Genomic DNA, 18,411 nt, shown 5'->3' on the forward strand with positions numbered 1-18,411 from the left:
TTAAAACCTCAATAAAATCTTGAATTGTTCGCGAACATCTGCGCGCAAAGGAATATCGATGGGTGTTTTGAGAATCTCCACACCGCTTGTTAATTCATCATTCCCTAGCCAAAGTTTGCCAGGAGGTGTCTGCTCTGCCACAGTGCCATGAACGAGGAGGGAAACAGAGGCGGCTTGTTTGTCTTCAACATCCCGAAAATCGGTGCGCGCTGCAAGAAACAACATTGTCCCTGTTTTCGAGGGCTTAAATTTGTTGCCACAATGGCTGTAAACACCCTCTAAAGCTTGTTCAACAGGCGCTACAGCATAGCAGCGGCGATAGCCAATTAGAGCATTGTCTGGATCTCTTAAAGCCAGATAAAGCGTGCGGTTTTGGAACCACTCTGCCATCAATATGTCGCGTTCATGTTTTTTAACCGAACACCATGGAAAATTTGCCAACTCCCAGGGATAATCAATTTGATCCCAGCTTAACTCTTCGTCACCATCATCAATCCAGTTACCAATGCGTTTGCCTTCTTCTTTTGTGAGAACGTGGTTGAATTCTGTCGTGCGCCCAAAAGAAAACAGCGTATCTCCAGCGGTTAAGCGGATACCGCTCTCAAAATCCAGCATGCTGTCATCAAGCCGTGACATATTGGCTTGCGTAGCTTGCACCTCATAACCCGTGACACCACGGCGAAAATCAGAGCGCAAGCTTTTGGAAAGGTCGACAATCGCTTCAATCGCCTCGAGATCACCTCGTTCAGGCAATTGGTCAAATTCAAGTTGAAAGGAATTCCACCATGCACGCTCTGTCCACGCGGGTGTAAAGTGTACTGAGAGTCCAAGCCATTGAAGACCCCTATCAATTGCCGCTACAGAGCCACGTATCTGTTGCCATTCAAGCCCTTGGTCAAGAAGATCATAAGAATTCGAAAAATAAGGGATGAGTTCTTGTAAACCATATTCGTCAATTAAGAAGGGCAACCAAGAAGGGGGACGCGTAATCAATTTGGCACGCACAATATCTTCGAGCACCCTTTTGACTTGCGGGGAAAGAGCCATGGCCCCAGCCAAACAGCGTTCAAACAAGCTTGAATTTTGGGGCAATAACAACGCAGACATCAATAAGCATGCCCCCGTTTTGACAAAGCAATTTCCCCTAGTGCTATCGCCTCATGCGGGGCAACAAGAATATCTTCCTGTGGCTTTGTAACCTCCACATGATGGACACCTTCAACCATGAGGCGGCTTAATATCCAACTTGAATATAGATCACGCCCAAGCCTGCCCGCACGCGCCCATTCTTCTCTTAAATTCTGCTCTGCTCTTTCTAAAAGCTGTTCTCGCTCACCGGGTAACAACCAAAGGTTAGCCGAAATATCGATCACCCGCTGTACAGCACTCTTGACCAAAAGGGTATCATTGGTCATTTTAACATGAGGATCATCAAGGGCTCTTTGCACCTTGGCAATCAAAGCCTCATCGGCCACTCCTGAAGGGGCATCACTAAAAAGAGCCACATAAATAAGCGGGCTTTTTCCCACACGATAAACAAAAGCATCTTTGACACGGATATCACTGGAGAGAGCAAAATATTGATAACGGGGTGCTGTGCCCCCTGTAGAATGCCCTTGCCTCTTCAAACGAATGCGGCGGCGAAAACGCTCATCATCCTCATCTAAAAGGCGCGTGACCCCATGAAAATCCCCCAAATGGTCTAAACTTGTGCCATGCGCAAATTCGAGCAAATTATCTCGTGCCACTTCATTAATCCGCTGGCGCAACAGCAACTCTTCATAAGCAGCCGCTTGTAATTGAATGACCACAGGATCATAAGCGGTCTTTTCCACATTGTAAGGGATATGATGAGCGGCAAAAACATCCATCAAACGCTTAATCTTTTGCTCTAAAAGCCTTTCAACAGAAAGCTCTTCAATCACTTGCGGCACAGGGCGTTGTGAAAGGGATAAACATTCAAGCTCTGCCATAGGAAACCTCTAGCGGAAATTGCCTCTCTTGCCCATGGGACCAATCCCCCAAATGCCCATCGGGATAAAAAATGCCCCTTAAAACAAAGTGGAATATTCCCTCACGCGTTGCTTTGGTCAAATCAATCCTTTGGAGTGAAAACCCAGGTTCTCCGCATTCTGGATCATCGAGTGCGCAAGCAATGGCTTGATAAAGACGTAAAATCGTTGCAGGATTGGCATTGGCATCTTGGAACTCTCTAACATCACACCCATAATGGCGACGCAAAACCCGTGTTCCCACCCTTGTCATTAAACATTTATGGATGGATTGTTGGCAATGCGCAAAGCCATATAAGAGAGAGCCATCTTTTTCGCTCACCCCACAACGCATGATTTAAGCCCCCTTCGTTGTCTTTGTAAGAGAAGCCGTTGGGGCGGGAGATACGGTTGGGACTGGTTTTTCAGCAATCTGACCAAGAAGAAGTGGATATTTCGCTGCCTCTTCACTTAAACGAATTTCCTCACCCTTCCCCGGTGAACGCTGACCTGCCACAAAATCGGCATTGGTTAAAATAACATAAGTTTTCTCACGCATCATAAAACTCCTTTAAAGAGGGCTAGAGGTTGTGGAGGGCCCCATTTTGACCCCACCATGTTTGTGGCTTGCTCCAACAGATTTTTGATTGTGCTGCAAATCTTCTGCTTGAATCTGCACACTGTCCGCTAATTCAACACGGGTTGATTGATGACAAAGCATGAGACCTTGTGCACTTAAATGAATTTGGTTTTCCCCATGGGAGAGAATAAGTTCATCTTTGGTCATCCGCAGGGCGCCTCCCGCATAACAAAGCGCAAACTCTTGCGATGAGCGTGCTGGATTTTGTGCATCATCGCTATAGCTATCGCGTACAACCAGAGAAGCAGAGCCAATTTCGCCATGGGGGTTTAACAAGCGCACCGGATCACCAATATGGAGGGGCATATTGCTTGAAACAGCACCAGCCGCTTCTTGTGCCTGTAGCCAAGGCGATAAAACTGCTTGACCATTGGCACCTTCACAAGAAAGTTTGACCCGCACCCTATGTCCATCAATTTGCGCCACCCGCCCCATCATGTGCTGGTTGGCGAGACAGCGTTCAAGCGCATCAAGGCGCTTCATGATTTGCCGAAAAGTCTCGCCCAACAAATGCGCATCATTCATGAAAACACCTCATCATCATATGAGATCAATCTGGCTTTAAGTTGTCGTTTGTCTTCACCCACAAAAATATCTTGCCCCAAATGATGCAAATCTTGGCGCCATTCCACCACACTGATCGATACACCACGCTGCTTAATCGCCGCAGAAATAATGGGGTCAATTGACACATCCCGCGGGGCGCTTACATGCGTTAACCCCCACAATTGTCCGCTATGGCATAAAACCCCTATCGCTTCTGCCAAAAGCCAACTGGAAACATCCCGCTCTTTGCCCGTGGTGATAATAAAAGCCCCCAAATGAAGATCAGCACTCATCTGTCCAGAAGGCATAGGATTTAAACGGCTTTCTAACACTGCAACACGCACAGCTGGCGCCACAAGCATCTGTGTTTCAAGCTCTTCTAAATTGAAACGCCCAAATTGACAGGCACAATCGCGCACATCCGGCAAAGCCCTTTTAAGGCTCCTTATTACCGCCTCACGAAACTGATTGATGCGCCCCAGACTCTCAACAGCTTGTCTCATGAAAAGACCCTTTCCAGCCAATCCTCTGCTGCTTTGACAATTTCCACTTTATTGCGCTCTGAAAGCCCTAAATAGGCACGTACCGGCATGGTCACTTGCGGCACACAAATAAAGTGCTGTGCCTTGCTGCTTTTAAGAAAGAAGCGCAGGGTTTTGCCATTTTTCGGGCGAATGACGCCACCCAATTGATGAATCCGCGCATAAACCAACCCAGAGCCAATCACCACCTTTTCTGGTGAGGCTTTCATATCAATAGAGCGTGAGAGCGCCCCACTGGCATAAAGAATGGAGGTACGAGCATAATTGTTTTTCCACTTCTCTCCTTGGGGGGAGATTTTTTCGCTTTGAATCCGCCGTCTTGTGCTTTCTTGAATGAGGCGCCCAACCCCTTGTGCTAGAGTTTCCATCGGCGGATGGATACCCTTTTGTAAAAAGGATAAAGCCGCTTCAAGCCCGCTCTCTTTAATCTCAATATGGCTTGAAACAGACATGTTATCTTCCCATCACACGCGGTTTTGCGTGAAAAAAAGCCCCATCACGAAGCGGTCCATCTTCACTCATAATTTTAGGTTCATCGACCCCCAAACCCGCTTTGCCTTCTGCAATGCGTTTTAGTAAATCAACCGCCTGTTTGTAGCGATCTTCAATGGTTGTGGTCAGTGCCGTATGGCGTATGGCTAAATTATAAACAGCAATATTGACACAGATCATGCCAAGAGCCGCCGGCTGTCCGGCAATGGGGACCAAGTAGCGATGAGAGAGATGCACATCAATCTCACCGCTTGCTTGGTTTAGAGCAAGGGCAATGGCTTGATCTAAAAGCACTGGATCAGACTTCTCATCATCAAAAGCACATAAGTCTTTCAAGAAATCATCACCCCAGAGCTCTTCAATCAATGTTTTGCTTGCATAGGCCATTAAGTCTTTTCCTTAAACAACATCTTGCAGCAACACACCGGCATCTTTGGCGGCGACCAATTCGCACACCCGTTCACCCACACGCACCCGTTTACCACCTGACAAACCAATATCTGGATCAGAAATCACCCCAGAGATACGCTCACCCAACTGAGCACTAAAGCCCCAACTGATGACAGAACCATCCGCCTGTTGCTTGGTCGGATCAATGTAAAGCAGAGCAATCTTATTGCCCCAAACGCGTGCCAATTGCGCTGTGCGTCCTTTGCGGGCTAAATTCACTTGCGATTCACCAATGAGTAAACGATCGGGGTGTATTTCCATCAGATCAGCAAATTGCGCTTTGGTGACAAAACCATCAGCAGTGCCACCCCCCTTAACGGCTTTGATGATTTTGGGATGGCGTTTGAGTTTTGACCAAACAACTTTACCCATCACAATGGTGTTGGGTGTATAGACGAGAGCTTTATCCTTCGCCTCATCTAAGGTGGCATAAGGGTCTGATTTGTCATAATCACTAAATTTATTCTCACCTTTAAGGGTCATCACCCGCTCTGCTGCATAGTTTTTGCTGTCCTGCACAAGTTCTGCCACACGCACTTCACGCCCCAATTCCAGCAAATTGGCAAGTCCCTCTACAGCGGTCTTTTCAGGGTTATAACGAGAGCGCTTTTCTGCCCGTGCGCGGGCTGCTGCTTCAATATCTGAATTGGGAATAAGGTCATCAAGCCCGTAATCTCTCACACTGGCTTCCCGTTCAAAGGCAGAAAATTCCACCACATTCGGGCGTCCTTTACGCCCAATTTCAAGTTCAGGAACCGTAAAACTTTCCGCTAGAGGAAATTCACTATATTTAAACACTTCACTTAAAACACCAACACGGGGCAAAACTTTATCGCCAATAAGAGAACCTGCTGGATTGCGATACCCAATAGCAATAGCAGTAAGGGTTGGATCAATGGGAAAAGGTCTGTTCATCATAAGCCTCGATTAATTAATTTTAAAAGAAATAACATCACCAGCAGAACCATCACTCATGGCAATGCCAATGGTGCGGTCTGCCGCTTCTGCCTTAATAGCCTGCCCCTTGGGGTCAGAAGTTAAAAAGTCACCAAAGGAAACATTGCCTCCACACACCACTTCGCCCCAACCGCATTGAGCAACATCGATCATTTCGCCAGCCTTGGCTTTGCAAGAGCCGGCAGTGCCTAATAATTTATCAGCCTTCCCAGAAGCTGTTGCCACCATTCCATCACTGCGCGCTGCAACAATAAAATAAGGAGAGATCTCTGCTGCAGTGCGAAAAGATTTAATCAAAATCGTCGTACTCATGATTGGCGTTCCTTTTGTTCATAAATATAATCAACCGCTTGGCTAATGGTGATGTCGAAGCCTTGTGCTTTCTGCTCTTGTTGATAATGGCGTGCAGCAAGTGCAATATCTTCTGGCGCAAGCTGATGTTCTTGCACCAAAGCACATGTTTCTAAAGGGCTTGTCGATGCGAGAACGGGCAATTTCTCAACCAAAGTTTGAAAATGTTCCATGCCCCCTTCAAGGGTACAAAGGGAACGATATTCTTCACGCGCAGCTGGCAAAATCTTGCCCTCTTCAATCGCTTTGTCTAAAAGCCTCTCAATCGTCGCCTTTTTTTGCTCTTCGCGCAAAAGCGCTAGATCTTCTCGCGCTTTTGTTAATTGGGCATTTAATTCCACCCGTTCTTTTTCGCGGGTTGCAATGCTTGCTAAAATTTCTGCAGGTTTTGCATCTTCTGCCAGCTCCAAAGCACTGGCAATGGCTGTTAAATCCATCATTTTCTCCGTCAAAGTTGTTGGGGACACCACAAAAGGTGTTAAAGGGGATGTTGAGGGGTGTTCACGGCTTAAAGCCGTCATCACAAGGGCAGGACGGTTCACCAGCCCTGCCCCTGCCAAACTTAAAATCTCACCATTTTTAGAATGACGAAACTCAGGGGAAAGATAACGATATTCCCCAGTCACAATCTTTTTAGCTGCCATATCGGTCCATTTAACCCGACCCCAAATCGCACCATCCCGCTCTGCGAGTTCTTCAATCCAACCGCTTGCCGGCGCTTCTAAACCGTTTCTCGCTCTGTGATGTTGCCCATGCTCATAATCAATCACAAGCGGTCCTTTATTGGCTGCAAAAGCCTTTAAAATCCTTTGCGGACTATAATGCCATTGCCGTCCATCACGTGCCTTCACATGAGGTGCTTTGGGCAACAGCTCGACCCATTCCGGTGCTTGGCTCATAGTGAGATCTTGGCAAAGATCAATAAACTTGCCATGAAAGGCACCGTCATAAACGCTCTGCCCTTCTTTATCATTTTCGTGAAATTCTTGTTCCATCATTGCCTATTGCTTTACAATTATCATTGGCAATACAATGCATGAAACCACCTCAGCTTATAAGTCTGACAGTGTCAGTCAAAAGAGCACTTCTTTAAAAAAGCACTTTTTTCTCCTCTTCTAGCTTATGAAATAAACCCCAATACCAAACCTTCTCATAAAATCGTTTTCAAAGGCACTTCAAAGGCGATAGAGCGCCATTGTGAAGTTAGAGGTACAAATTATCACTCCACACAAAAAAACGCTCTCAAAGCGCGTTTTTTTTTAAAGATTGCTCTTGAACGTTTAAACTGTTAGATTACTCGCGAGGCGTGAGCCAGTTATACCAGGACGGCTTTGCCGGATCTGCGAGGAGTTGACCGCCCTCCACGCCTTCTCATTTTCCCCCCACAACAACTCTTCTCACAAAAACCGAAAGAGCTTTGCGGTGTTCTCTTTCTTGCCTTTACAAAAAAGCCTCTCTCAAAGCGCTTTTTTAAAAGATTGCTCTTGAACGTTTAAACTGTTAGATTACTCGCGAGGCGTGAGCCAGTTTTGCCAGGACGGCTTTGCCGGATCTGCGAGGAGTTGACCGCCCTCCACGCCTTCTCATTCTCTCACACACAACAACTCTTCTCACAAAAACCGAAAGAGCTTTGCGGTGTTCTCTTTCTTGCCTTTACAAGAAAGCCCCTCTCAAAGCGCTTTTTTAAAAGATTGCTTTTGAACGTTTAAACTGTTAGAGTGCTCACGAGGCGTGAGCCAGTTATGCCAGGGCGGCTTTGCCGGATCTGCGAGGAGTTGACCGCCCTCCACGCCTTCTCATTCTCTCACACACAATAACTCTTTTCACAAAAGCCAATAGGGCTTTATAGTGTTCCCTTTACAACAACCGTTCGTCCTTCTTTTCAGCCGCATGTAATAAACGTTGAATTTCGCGAAAACTCTTTTTATGCATCGAGATAAGCCACCATTCTTGTTTACTTGCCACAAATTTGACTGCAAAGCGCCACCATGCCCCACCACTTTCACCCAAAAACACAACACTCTGTGCACCTTTGCGTCTAATAACGCCATAGGGCTTTATGAAGGTTTGAATGGCACCCCGAAAATCCTCCAAGTGAAGAGACCGCGCTTGATGTTCTAATAAAATATGTTTCACACTGTCTGAAGATAAGCGAATAAGAGAATTGTCCGCACCAAAAACATCACGCACCTTTTGTATCATCGGGGCTATGGGAAGAAATCCACGCGGCATGCGTCCTTCAAACATCGCTTCCAAAAGTGGTGAGCCCACAATATCTTCAATAGCAATGCGCTTGCGATTATCCCCCATTACAGAGACTTTATCACTCAAAAAATTGCTTAAATTTTGCGCGCGATGTTTCCCGGGGTTAGAATGCCATCCAGGATCAATACCTACGGGTATCTTTTCAACTTTTCCCGTCCGCTTATTGCGCCAAACCCGCTCCTCCACATGGGGTGGCTCTGCGCCCTCTTCATAGCCTAAATTGTCCGCCTCATAACGGCTTACCTGCCGCACACTGCATTTACACCGCCAGCCATTGGGGGGATAAAGCCAATCCCAAATGGGATCATCAACAGGTGCCGTAAAACCCACCCAACTTTCATGTTCTAAACGCTTATGTTCTGAACTCGACAACGCATAGGTCAGATAAGGCAAAAATTCTTTATTCTCTTGCGTGCGTTCCCATTCGCCTGCCGCATGGGCACTCATGGTATTGGCCCAATAGACCGTTTCTAAACGCCGCGGGCTGCCCAACTGCACCACGCTCATTTCACCCGTTTTCGGGTCAATGCCCATCTTTTTCCCCCACCAGCCTTTTTCTTGTAAAATCGGCATCAGATTTTTCTGAAATTCTTGAAAAGGAACGTGATGTTTTATGGCGTCTCCAACCGCTGTTTTAAAATCCTCTAAAATGTCATAGCCTACCGATTTTGCCACCGTAAAGGAAAAGGCATGCTCTTCTGGTGCCACATCACGCCAATCAAAGCTTGGAACAATATTTTTGGCGGCAAAATAACGGGTGACCTCTTGAGGTGCTGTTTTAAAAAGTTCCTCATCCATGATACCCCAGTCCCCGCGCAATCATTTGCACCTTTGCCAAGCGTGCTGCCAAGGCATGATGGTCCATCTCGCCCAACAATTCATCTAAGCCTTTGAGGATATCTTCATAACTTTTAGCCTCTCTCACAAGCTCTTTAAAGGGCTTTAAAAGGGGTTCTAAATCCTCTTCCCAGTCACTTAAAGCCTCACTCGAAAGCCGATCCAATTCGTCGTGATGTTTTCCACCCTGCTCTTTTTTCACCCCTTCTTTTCTTGTCACACAAACATCAAAAGTACCCCCACAATCAGCACAAACATGCGCTTTTTGTTGTCCCGCATCATCCTTTTGTCCCCTCTCATCATTAGGCGCAAGAGAAGCAGCCTTTAAAACATCCTCTCCCCTTTTTGGTTGCGAAAAGCCAATCTTATTGCGCACCTCTTGCGCCTCAACACGCAATCCTAGAGGCACAAGTTTTTCTAAAGCATCGCTAATGGCTTTAATATCTTCATTTTCCGAAATCGGCCAATAGACAAGGGGATAGCGCTCTTGGCGCCCAAAATTAATCTCAACAAACGGCACAATCAAATCACGATTAGCCGTCAAAGCCAATTGCCGCGCATCAGCTCTGGCAATATCATGGCGGACATTTTCATGAATGCGCGCTTGCGAAAAAGACGACCCATCATCCGTCGTCATGGTTTGACCCAATACCCCTTTAGAAATCTGCCGATCTAAATATTCAGCCTTAGCGGCAAAAACCGCATTGCCACTGCCTCCTGCTGCTTCAATAAACTCAATCTCCATCTCTTTGGGAATAATTGCCGCCGCATCACTGGATAAATCACGCACCGCTTGAATGAGAACCCGCCGCTCCTCATGAGAAGAGCTCGCCCCATATTTACCCACACGCAAAGGCATGCCATAAACTTCTAAGAAAGCCATCCAATCTTTCAAGGTATAAGACTTAAACAAAAAAGCCCAAGCCGCAAGTCTGGCAAGCCCAGAACGGATAGGCAAACCACTTTTCAACTTTGGGCGATGAATGGAAAATTTATAAGCAGGCAACTCTGTTCCATGAAGAGATCCTTCTTCCTTTAAACGCAAATGAAAGCCATCTCGCCTGTCCAACTGAAAAAACCGCTGGTCACGCCACCGCCAAGCAACCGGCCACCATTCCTTAGCGCTCTTGTCCCACAAGGTCTCAACAATCGCATAGCCTTTACCCAAAGCATCTAACAAATCTGCCACATAATCATCAACAAAAGTAGGCGCGCTAATCACCTCGCGCACCGCATCGGCTATTCTTTTGTCCTGCGCACTGTTGCTTGCCGCAATTACCCCAGGCTCCACCCCTGTGAGGGCATTTTTACGCATGCCAAGCACAGCACGATAATGCAAATCACGCTCTTCCATATCATCAGCAAGTTGGAAAAATTGTTCAGGCGCCCCTCCTGCTGCCTGCTGCAAAATATTGGCAAGTTGAACAGGGGTCAGACCACTGACAACAGTTTGTGACCACACATCACGAACACCCCCAATGGTAGGGCTTGCAACCTCCCTCCCCAATCCCTTCACTTGAAGAGCTTTGCCCCATTGATCAACCAATTGTACCATCTTATCAATTCCCTCAGTAGATCTTTGATCTTGTTGTTAAAAAGAGCGGGTTTTCATCAAAGCTATAAACATCCAGAACGGGCGTATATTCGTAAATTTCCGGCGTCTGACGGCTGGCAAAATAAGCCAAAGCACAAGCAATCGCACTATCCCCATGGCGCATAAAACCATCACTGCCTTTAAAACGATGATTGTCTGGAATTTTGACAATGCCATTGACATAAGCAAGTGCTTGATGATCAGCAACCACATCACCATCACGCGGCAAAACAATCATCCTATCCCCAAAAGCTTCTAAATAAGCCGGCATTTCTTTGCTATACCAACTTTGCGACAATTGTACTTCCTGCACACATGCCCCATAACGCTGCGCTGCTTTTTCGGCTAAATAAGCCCCATTGCCCCGCGCATCTAACGCGCCCCCTAACAAACGTGGCAATCCACTAACCCCATAAAATAAAATCTCTCTTTGTTGATCAAACGGCATATTGCGCAATTCCACCATAAACCGTACACGGCGTACCAAATCTTGCCCCACTTCCATCACCACAATCGAGGTGGCATCACCGCTGCGCGCAAAATCAACCCCAAAAACATGTTGACGCCGCCGATCAAGTTCAGCATGCAGAGGCTTTACATGCTGCTCACACCAAGCAAATGCCGCTTGACTTCGTTGATCATCCGATTGATTTTTAAAACCATCCGCACAAGCAAAACGCAGCACCGCAATATCTCGCGCACAACAATTTTCAATCTGCAAGCGTGTTAAAGCTGCTCCTTCTTGATCAGCTGGTATGGCATCCAACTCTTGCCGCATGGCACTCAAACGCACCCCATAAGAGGCGCGGATTTGTTTCTCCCATTGTTGTTCGGAAGCTAAACTCCATCCCTCCCCCTTCATCGCGCAAACCCGTTTAAACAAGCCATTTTTAACCGCTACACTAAAGGGGTAACGATGCAGAGAAAAAGGAATTTTGCCTGCACGCGCCTCACGGATCAGTTCATTGAAAGGATTAAGCACCCCATTGTGTGTTGAGATCACACGGATTTTACCCCCCCAAATTAACAAAGCATTCACCGCATCCAAAACAGCGCGCACATCTTGATGAAACGCCGCCTCATCAATCACCACAATGCCCTGGAGTCCGCGAATATTTTCTGGACGGCTGGAGAGCGCTTCAATACGAAATCCCGAAGCAAACCGTACCCGATAAGCAGAGATATATTTTGTCGACCCATCTTCTTTTTGATCTGGAAATAAAAATTCCTCCACATCCCCACTGTGGCTGGTAATCGCTTTGGCAAAATGGCTCACATAGCCAATAAATTCACGCCCCTTTTCTTTGGTATCGCCAATGTAAAAAACATTATCCCCCCCTGCTTTAACAGTTGCCGCCGCAATCAGCGTATCATCTAGAGCCTCAGCAAAAGTAATGCCGGTCCGGCGCCCTTTTTCAACCAACTTTAAGGGGGATTTATCCTCAATCCATGCCCGTTGATGCGCCATTAAAACCCCTTCAGCTAAGGGATCTTTCTCTTTGAGACAAGCACTTGTCTGCCAAAGAGCAAAACCCAAACGATCATCAACCGCAGCATCTTTTAAAGGAGTTTGTTTAAAAGTCTCACGCCCCTCAGTCATGTTTTATCCCCAACACCTGCGCGCGAATAGCCCGTGCCGTCTCTTCTGAAAGCCCCGCTGCTGCTGCTGCCACCTCAACCGCTTTACTTGCCTTACTTGTAAAATCCTTCTCTAATCTTTGCCGTCTGGTGGTCGACAAATGTTCAGCAGCCAACACCCCTTTAAGCGCATTCGCCAACTCTTGGGCTGCCTTTGGCGAAAGGCTTTTCCCACTGCTTAACGTGGAAAAAATAAGCTCTTTAATCGCTGCAGCTGTTAACAAAGTAATATTATCAGAAGCTTTGGCATCAAAGCGCTGTGAAAGGCTTGCTGCTATTTCACGCGTTTGTTCCAAGCGCCGTGACATCACCGCGAGCCGCAAAGAATAACGATTAAAACTCGAAAAGGAGGGAATGGAAAAATTGAGACCTGTTTCTTTTTTTAAAGCCTTCAAAGCCGCTTTAAATTCATCATAAATGGCTTTTTGCGTCTTTTCACGCCCATTTAAAGCTTCAGCCGCCTCTGCAATAATTTGATCACAAGCTTGTGGCAATAAATCAATCGCCGTTAAGCGCCCACGCCCGACCTTGCGCATCCCTCACCTCGTCTTTTATTGATGAACGTTTGGGACGCTTAATCCCCTCAATGGAAAAGCTACGATCTAAATGACGCGCTCCCCGTTCTGTTAAAGCCGCAAGCAAAACAGATCCCACACATTTTAATGTAACAGCGCCTTGCTCTTCCATAAAAGCCAGTTCATTGTGCACAAAATCGCGATCACGCCGGATACCATAACTGTATAAAAGCCGCTCAATCATCGCACTCGATAATGTTTCGCTGCGCTCACAAGCAAGCCCTTTTAAAATAATCAACCGCGCTTCTTCACGAATGATTTTATCCATATCTGCTTTCATTTCTTGGCATTCTCCAATAAAAACTCTTGCAAGCGCTCACCTATGGCTGCCACCGGTTGCAACTGTGCAGAAAACGTATTGAGGCGCCCATTTAAGCGTTCTATATTCACTTCCAACCTTTGCATGGCATCACGATCAGGCAAAAAATCCATCTCCGTTTCTAACTTTTGCACACGCTCTTTAAGCACCATCATGTCTTTCAGCATTTCCTTCGTACCAGAAGAAAAATAAGCTTTTAAAACCCCAGAAATCGCAACAATGGATAACAACAACGAAAGCCAACCATTGGCCACACTAATATCCAAATTCACGCCCCCCTCCTTGACTTCATTAAAATGGCTTTGACAGCTGCTCGTCTGTGCTGTTCGCAGATCAATAAAGCAGCACGATCACGGCTCCAATAATGCACCACTTCGCGTGCATTCAAAGCGCGTTCGGGCAACAGAGAAGGGCGGGCACACACCATGCGAACAACAGGCGGCAATTCAACCGATAAAAACTGATAAGCAAAACTATCCCTTGGCTTGGGTATTGAGCAAGCGCACACGCTCAAGCCCAATGCCACCGCCAGTAGTTGGCAATACTGCATTGACCTCCTCCATTTTTGTAAGCTTTTCTCTTAAAGCAGAAATCACCACTTGTGCTTGAAGCTCTGCTCTTTGTGCGGCTTCTCTTTGTTGCTTCTGTTCAAGCTCTGCTTGTAGGGAAACCTTGGCAATTTCTAAGCACCAATACGCATCACGCGCTTTTTCTGCTTTTAAAATTTGCCCCTTCATCCAACCAAACAACGTGAAAAGGAAAAGCGCAAAAAAAAGCACCCCAAAAGACAGCTTTAAGGAAGGATTAAACATTCACCCTCTCCCCCTCCATAAATCATCATTGCCCCCATACTTGTTGCTCTTGAGGCGATTGAAGGGCTTGCTATTGGAAAAGTCCAAGGAACCAAAACCGCGATGCACCCCCAAATTCCCAACGATAATCGCCACCATGGAAGGAATAGAAATGGCTGCCATATCAACAAGGTGTGGCACCCCAAACAAACCACCCAAAATCAGCAAAAAAATAACCCCCCAAGCAAACCAAAAGGACCACCATAAATAACGTCGAGACCCCCGATACGATGGCTTCATGACGTCACCTCGCATGAAAGCCCTAAAAGCTTTTTTGCCCGATTAAGATACGTCAACCGCTGAACAAGACCATTTTTCCCCCCATTAATCGCTTTGGTAATCCTCACGACATCATCTTGATCAGCAAGCTTGTTCAAGCCTTTCCCCTGCCAAAACCACACAGCCGACCAAAGAGCGGCTGGAAACTGTTCCACCACTTCTGGAAAAGCCTCACAATCAACCGCTTGGCTCTCTACGGAGTGCCAAAACTTGGTAAAACGGCGATAATTATTACGCCCCGTTAATTGAATTAAACCACGACCTTTAAAGCGCACACCATCACCAGGGGTGACATTGCCTAAATCACGCCGTCCTTCATAAGCGCGCCCTGATCCATATTCACAAAGGGTAAAAAAGCCATCACTTTCATGGGCGCATTGGCTTAAAAAATGCGCAATACGCAAAGGTGTGGTGAGTGCTCCATAAGATAAAGCTTTAGGCAAGAAACGTGCCATCTCAACAATAATATAATCTTGGCGTGCATGATGCGCCAGTTTAGGCGCAAGTTGATGAAGAAAAGAAGCATCTATTGAAATCATAAAAAAACCACTCAATGAATAAAATTCATCTGCAGTTTATGAAATCTCACGCCCCCCATATAAGCCTGACACTGTCAGTCAAAACTCTCAATACTCATAAAACTCTGGAAATAATAAACCTTGTGGCTCTTTTGAAGAAATTCTCTTCTTCAAGCGATAGGCTGTACGCACATGCATACCAGAAACAGCCGCCGCATCATCTACCGACCAGCCTTTTTGCAGCGCTTGCATCATTTTTTGCCGCCGTTCAGCATCTCTACCAAGGGGGATAAGAAGGCGCACACCCGAACCATTAAAACAAAAATGGTTGATCAATTGCTGCGCCTCTTCAAACCCAACAATTTCAATCAACCAATCCGCATTCTCAAGACGCCCAGGGATATAAACCTCTCGTCCGCCAAAAGCACGCATCATATTCCATGCCGCCTCACTGCCCGCAACATCGGCTATTTCACGCAATAAGGCAGGAAAATCGCTATAGATTTCCTCGTGCATGCATGCTTACCCCTCGCTTTTAACACCTTTTCGGATTTTCCGCCCCCAAACATTCATAACGTGCATAAAATCGCCCCCACTCATCTCGCTCAAAGCTTTACCACTTAACGCCATAACACTTTGATGAAACGCTTCCCCATCAAACACAACATCGGGATTCAAACGTTTCCATTGGGCACGCAAAATCAAATATCCTGGCATCTTTTGCCAAGAATCTTGAATCTTTTTCCCTTTCCAGTCAACCCCACCCTCACGCTGCAACCAGCTTTTCAACGCCTCAATGGCTTTTCCCGCGTCGTCACTATCGCGTAAAAAACGAATATGATCAATCCCTGTCTGTCTTTTGACAAAGCGAACTAAGGCTTGATCTGAACGGTCTCGAATGATGCCAAGATTCCACCCTGCAATCCATAAAGCTTGAAGCTTTTTGGCATATTTGCCCTCTAAAACTTGTCTCTTCGGCTTAAAGCCCCAAGCCTGCATTTCATCCATCACCAAACGCTTCTCTAAAACACTCAAATCTTTTGCCGAATATTTTCCTGTCAGGCGATAAAGCATCGCCCGATAGGTTTCATCATCAAGTGCTAAAGCACGCCTTCCCATATGAAGTGCCGCTAAAGACATGGTTTCCCTCACGTCTTCGCCATATCAAGAGTCACCGCACGCCAAGGGCTTTCTAATGTGTCTCGTTCATAAAAACGCACATATTCCTTAGAGGTCGTCACACGAATGGCTTCACGGATCGCCCGCATCGCTTCCCTCCAACGGGGATCACTAATATCCAAGCGCAACAGCATAAAAATTTCACCCCGATTCACCTTGCCTTCTTTATCCGTATTAAAAGCACGCGTAATAATCGCACGGATTTCAGGGCGCGCATCCGCAGACCATTCATTCAAACACTCATCAAGAAGGCTTTTGGCAATTTGCAATTGCGGACCAAAATCAAAGCTTTCTTGTACCTGCACCTTAATACGCTGCAAACCATCAAAACTTGTGTAAGTACAATTGCCCTTTTTACCACGCCGCGCTACACCATATTCTTGCGCAAGCAAATTATCAAAATCACTCAAATCCGCAATCGTATGGCTGTTAAAACGCGCAATCCGTGCTGACAATTCTTTGGCATACCCCATAACCTTCCGCACCGTCTCATCTTCCAGCAAATCCGCAGGGCGGATCATATCCACCGGCACCAAAGCGCCTTTCGCATCCTTCATATAACGCGTGCCATCAAGTTCAATCTGTTTATTCATCGCAGAACTCCTCCTTCTTTTCTTGAAAACGACGAAACGGCAAAACAACACCCGATAAAGGGTCGTATCCCGCTTTCAATTGCCAACGACACCGCATAAGCTCATGACCTAAAATGTGGTTATAGCCTGCTAAGCGCCGTAAATACGCATTCAATTCTCGAACATCTTGTCCATGCAAAAAAATCCCATCTGTTTCATATTTCAAAAAGCCAGAGCGCAGAGCAATCAAGCAATCTCTCACCATATAAGGGTTCCGTTCCATTATTTATCTCCTCCAAAATCCATATAAATCACACGATTGCTCTTATCTGTATCCGCATGAGAACCTTCACACTCAGATAAAACTTCTGAAACTTCTTGTTCCAAAACCGCATCTGCTTCCCCCAAACGGTGAACACTCAACTCCAATTCAAGCGATAAAGCCAAATCAACACACAATTTAAGTTCTGCTGCAATATCCAAACCGCATTGATAATCATCATAAAGACCAACAAGCGTATCGGATAATTCCTTAGGGCTTAAGCTCATCATGCCAATTCCTCCACATTGCGGTTTTTCCATGCGGCTTTGACATGTTTCAAGGTCACCTCACTCCCATCTCCAAGAGCTGCCATGCGCGCCAACATCATGGTTTTATCAATCTGCCGTAAAGCCCCAGCTTTCAAACCAATACCGGTCAAAAACTTTATCGCCCCAGCATCTTCAATCCCCCAATCGTGAATGCGCGCCGCAATATCCTCACTATAAGGTTTGCGCCGCTTCAAATGCATCGCCAAACGGCTTTTAATTTGCGCATAAGAAGGACCATTTTGACGATGCACGAGACGTCCCGAAATCTCATCATTGCCAACCAAAGCAAGCCCTGTGCCATTGATATCAACAAAGTGACGCAACTGATTAATCGCCTCATCCGTTAAATTTTGCGCCTCATCAACGATCAACAATGTTCCACCCCCCACACGCTCTAATCTCTTGCCAATAGCACGGGTTAAGCGGGTAGGATTATATTCCACCACTTCTAATTCTGCTGCCATATCATTCAAAATGCCATGAACACTGCGCGTATGCGGGCTTGCTGTGACCAGATAAACATGCGGGCGGGTCGCGCGGTAATAGCGGCAAGTTTCCGTTTTGCCACTGCCCGCATCAAGGGTAATCATCACCATATCCCCCGTACTTTGCGCCAGTGTTAGCGTATCAATGATTTCACAAGCTATACGGTTCTTTTGAAATGCAGGCTTTTCAGGAATCATCTCCAAAAGCCCTGCCGTTTCTTTTAACGCTTCAACCCATTGTTGAACTTTGGCATTTTGCTTGCCCAATTGCCCCGCATAACTACCCGCATACCACTGCGAAAAGGTGCCATCCGGCATACCTATGCGCCGCGCCACTTCCGCCTTAGTCCAGCCATTCGTCCGTGCCAGAGCAATCACTGAATCCACAAGCGTGTTCCATAAAGCAATATCATCACTATTGCGGTTTTGTGCTGTCCCATCGGGCTGTTTTTTTGGTCTCTCCCAAGGATTTTTATCAACGGTTGCATTTATCGCGTACTTCATATATATTCCCCTCTCGTATTGATTTAGACAATCGATAAGGGGAAAGGCTAGGGCCTTGCCCCTTATCTTTTATCTTCAATGAACATTTAAAGCCGTACGCGATACAAAACCGGCTAACCTTACAAATCCCCCTCTCTTTCTCACACATCGGGGAACTTGCTAACTTCACGGCTCCGCGCTCAAATCAAGGCAAAGACACCTGAAAACTTAATTGTATTGATTTAAAATATTGAAA

The 18,411-nt window shown here is 46.4% G+C and carries 27 protein-coding genes; all 27 read right to left on the minus strand.

Annotated features, from left to right (window positions below; translation table 11 throughout):
• The 27 genes from NNJ85_RS06175 to NNJ85_RS06305 all read right to left on the minus strand — a co-directional run bounded on the left by NNJ85_RS06175 (nucleotide 1) and on the right by NNJ85_RS06305 (nucleotide 18,176).
• The gene (locus NNJ85_RS06175) at nucleotides 1-1,107 is read right to left on the minus strand and encodes a phage tail protein (RefSeq protein WP_254474454.1); all 1,107 of its coding nucleotides are present in this window, start codon (nucleotides 1,105-1,107) and stop codon (nucleotides 1-3) included.
• The gene (locus tag NNJ85_RS06180; RefSeq protein ID WP_254474456.1) at nucleotides 1,107-1,973 is read right to left on the minus strand and encodes a baseplate J/gp47 family protein; all 867 of its coding nucleotides are present in this window, start codon (nucleotides 1,971-1,973) and stop codon (nucleotides 1,107-1,109) included. Before NNJ85_RS06180 ends, NNJ85_RS06175 begins: the two co-directional genes overlap by 1 nt.
• Nucleotides 1,960-2,346, minus strand: coding sequence for a GPW/gp25 family protein (locus NNJ85_RS06185; protein ID WP_254474458.1), 387 nt, complete (start codon nucleotides 2,344-2,346; stop codon nucleotides 1,960-1,962). The genes NNJ85_RS06180 and NNJ85_RS06185 overlap by 14 nt, the downstream gene beginning before the upstream one ends.
• Nucleotides 2,347-2,349: 3 nt before the next feature.
• Complete coding sequence (locus tag NNJ85_RS06190; protein WP_254474894.1) at nucleotides 2,350-2,550, minus strand: hypothetical protein; 201 nt, start codon at nucleotides 2,548-2,550, stop codon at nucleotides 2,350-2,352.
• Between the two features lie 12 nt (nucleotides 2,551-2,562).
• Nucleotides 2,563-3,156 carry a baseplate assembly protein gene (locus tag NNJ85_RS06195; RefSeq protein WP_254474460.1) on the minus strand — a complete coding sequence of 198 codons (594 nt, stop codon included), beginning with the start codon at nucleotides 3,154-3,156 and terminating at the stop codon, nucleotides 2,563-2,565.
• Nucleotides 3,153-3,680, minus strand: coding sequence for a hypothetical protein (locus tag NNJ85_RS06200; RefSeq protein WP_254474462.1), 528 nt, complete (start codon nucleotides 3,678-3,680; stop codon nucleotides 3,153-3,155). The genes NNJ85_RS06195 and NNJ85_RS06200 overlap by 4 nt, the downstream gene beginning before the upstream one ends.
• Nucleotides 3,677-4,171, minus strand: a complete 495-nt coding sequence (locus tag NNJ85_RS06205) for a phage virion morphogenesis protein (protein WP_254474463.1) — start codon at nucleotides 4,169-4,171, stop codon at nucleotides 3,677-3,679. Before NNJ85_RS06205 ends, NNJ85_RS06200 begins: the two co-directional genes overlap by 4 nt.
• A 1-nt stretch (nucleotide 4,172) precedes the next feature.
• Nucleotides 4,173-4,598 (minus strand): gp436 family protein, encoded by a 426-nt coding sequence (locus NNJ85_RS06210; RefSeq protein WP_254474466.1) that lies wholly within the window; start codon nucleotides 4,596-4,598, stop codon nucleotides 4,173-4,175.
• A 12-nt stretch (nucleotides 4,599-4,610) separates the two neighbouring features.
• The gene (locus NNJ85_RS06215) at nucleotides 4,611-5,576 is read right to left on the minus strand and encodes a major capsid protein (protein WP_254493146.1); all 966 of its coding nucleotides are present in this window, start codon (nucleotides 5,574-5,576) and stop codon (nucleotides 4,611-4,613) included.
• 12 nt (nucleotides 5,577-5,588) lie between these two features.
• Nucleotides 5,589-5,930 carry a capsid cement protein gene (locus tag NNJ85_RS06220; protein ID WP_254474470.1) on the minus strand — a complete coding sequence of 114 codons (342 nt, stop codon included), beginning with the start codon at nucleotides 5,928-5,930 and terminating at the stop codon, nucleotides 5,589-5,591.
• Entirely contained in the window at nucleotides 5,927-6,964 is a 1,038-nt protein-coding gene (locus NNJ85_RS06225; protein WP_254474896.1) for a phage protease, read from the minus strand. Before NNJ85_RS06225 ends, NNJ85_RS06220 begins: the two co-directional genes overlap by 4 nt.
• An 862-nt stretch (nucleotides 6,965-7,826) precedes the next feature.
• Entirely contained in the window at nucleotides 7,827-9,032 is a 1,206-nt protein-coding gene (locus NNJ85_RS06230) for a phage minor head protein (RefSeq protein ID WP_254474471.1), read from the minus strand.
• Nucleotides 9,025-10,626, minus strand: coding sequence for a DUF935 domain-containing protein (locus NNJ85_RS06235; RefSeq protein ID WP_254474473.1), 1,602 nt, complete (start codon nucleotides 10,624-10,626; stop codon nucleotides 9,025-9,027). The genes NNJ85_RS06230 and NNJ85_RS06235 overlap by 8 nt, the downstream gene beginning before the upstream one ends.
• A gap of 13 nt (nucleotides 10,627-10,639) precedes the next feature.
• Nucleotides 10,640-12,265 carry a hypothetical protein gene (locus NNJ85_RS06240; RefSeq protein ID WP_371923329.1) on the minus strand — a complete coding sequence of 542 codons (1,626 nt, stop codon included), beginning with the start codon at nucleotides 12,263-12,265 and terminating at the stop codon, nucleotides 10,640-10,642.
• Nucleotides 12,258-12,839 (minus strand): phage protein Gp27 family protein, encoded by a 582-nt coding sequence (locus tag NNJ85_RS06245; RefSeq protein WP_254474475.1) that lies wholly within the window; start codon nucleotides 12,837-12,839, stop codon nucleotides 12,258-12,260. Before NNJ85_RS06245 ends, NNJ85_RS06240 begins: the two co-directional genes overlap by 8 nt.
• Nucleotides 12,802-13,158 (minus strand): hypothetical protein, encoded by a 357-nt coding sequence (locus NNJ85_RS06250; RefSeq protein WP_019221544.1) that lies wholly within the window; start codon nucleotides 13,156-13,158, stop codon nucleotides 12,802-12,804. The genes NNJ85_RS06245 and NNJ85_RS06250 overlap by 38 nt, the downstream gene beginning before the upstream one ends.
• The gene (locus NNJ85_RS06255; RefSeq protein ID WP_120122224.1) at nucleotides 13,155-13,469 is read right to left on the minus strand and encodes a DUF2730 family protein; all 315 of its coding nucleotides are present in this window, start codon (nucleotides 13,467-13,469) and stop codon (nucleotides 13,155-13,157) included. Before NNJ85_RS06255 ends, NNJ85_RS06250 begins: the two co-directional genes overlap by 4 nt.
• Nucleotides 13,466-13,705 (minus strand): hypothetical protein, encoded by a 240-nt coding sequence (locus tag NNJ85_RS06260; RefSeq protein WP_254474477.1) that lies wholly within the window; start codon nucleotides 13,703-13,705, stop codon nucleotides 13,466-13,468. The genes NNJ85_RS06255 and NNJ85_RS06260 overlap by 4 nt, the downstream gene beginning before the upstream one ends.
• Nucleotides 13,671-14,009, minus strand: a complete 339-nt coding sequence (locus NNJ85_RS06265) for a hypothetical protein (RefSeq protein ID WP_254474483.1) — start codon at nucleotides 14,007-14,009, stop codon at nucleotides 13,671-13,673. Before NNJ85_RS06265 ends, NNJ85_RS06260 begins: the two co-directional genes overlap by 35 nt.
• Nucleotides 14,010-14,288, minus strand: a complete 279-nt coding sequence (locus tag NNJ85_RS06270) for a hypothetical protein (RefSeq protein WP_254474485.1) — start codon at nucleotides 14,286-14,288, stop codon at nucleotides 14,010-14,012.
• A complete protein-coding gene (locus NNJ85_RS06275) occupies nucleotides 14,285-14,866 on the minus strand; it encodes a peptidoglycan-binding protein (protein ID WP_254474487.1) in 582 nt (193 codons plus the stop codon). The genes NNJ85_RS06270 and NNJ85_RS06275 overlap by 4 nt, the downstream gene beginning before the upstream one ends.
• Before the next feature lie 87 nt (nucleotides 14,867-14,953).
• Nucleotides 14,954-15,361, minus strand: a complete 408-nt coding sequence (locus NNJ85_RS06280) for a helix-turn-helix domain-containing protein (protein WP_142416950.1) — start codon at nucleotides 15,359-15,361, stop codon at nucleotides 14,954-14,956.
• A gap of 6 nt (nucleotides 15,362-15,367) precedes the next feature.
• A complete protein-coding gene (locus NNJ85_RS06285; RefSeq protein WP_371923336.1) occupies nucleotides 15,368-15,985 on the minus strand; it encodes a phage protein GemA/Gp16 family protein in 618 nt (205 codons plus the stop codon).
• An 8-nt stretch (nucleotides 15,986-15,993) separates the two neighbouring features.
• Nucleotides 15,994-16,617: a DUF3164 family protein gene (locus NNJ85_RS06290; RefSeq protein ID WP_254474496.1), complete on the minus strand. Its 624-nt coding sequence runs from the start codon at nucleotides 16,615-16,617 to the stop codon at nucleotides 15,994-15,996.
• Complete coding sequence (locus NNJ85_RS06295; protein WP_142416952.1) at nucleotides 16,610-16,879, minus strand: hypothetical protein; 270 nt, start codon at nucleotides 16,877-16,879, stop codon at nucleotides 16,610-16,612. The genes NNJ85_RS06290 and NNJ85_RS06295 overlap by 8 nt, the downstream gene beginning before the upstream one ends.
• Nucleotides 16,879-17,148 (minus strand): hypothetical protein, encoded by a 270-nt coding sequence (locus tag NNJ85_RS06300; protein WP_254474497.1) that lies wholly within the window; start codon nucleotides 17,146-17,148, stop codon nucleotides 16,879-16,881. The genes NNJ85_RS06295 and NNJ85_RS06300 overlap by 1 nt, the downstream gene beginning before the upstream one ends.
• Entirely contained in the window at nucleotides 17,145-18,176 is a 1,032-nt protein-coding gene (locus NNJ85_RS06305) for an AAA family ATPase (protein WP_254474498.1), read from the minus strand. Before NNJ85_RS06305 ends, NNJ85_RS06300 begins: the two co-directional genes overlap by 4 nt.
• Between the last annotated feature and the right edge of the window lie 235 nt (nucleotides 18,177-18,411).

The sequence above is a fragment of the Bartonella sp. B1098 genome (assembly GCF_944896145.1).
In the GTDB taxonomy this organism is placed as follows: domain Bacteria; phylum Pseudomonadota; class Alphaproteobacteria; order Rhizobiales; family Rhizobiaceae; genus Bartonella.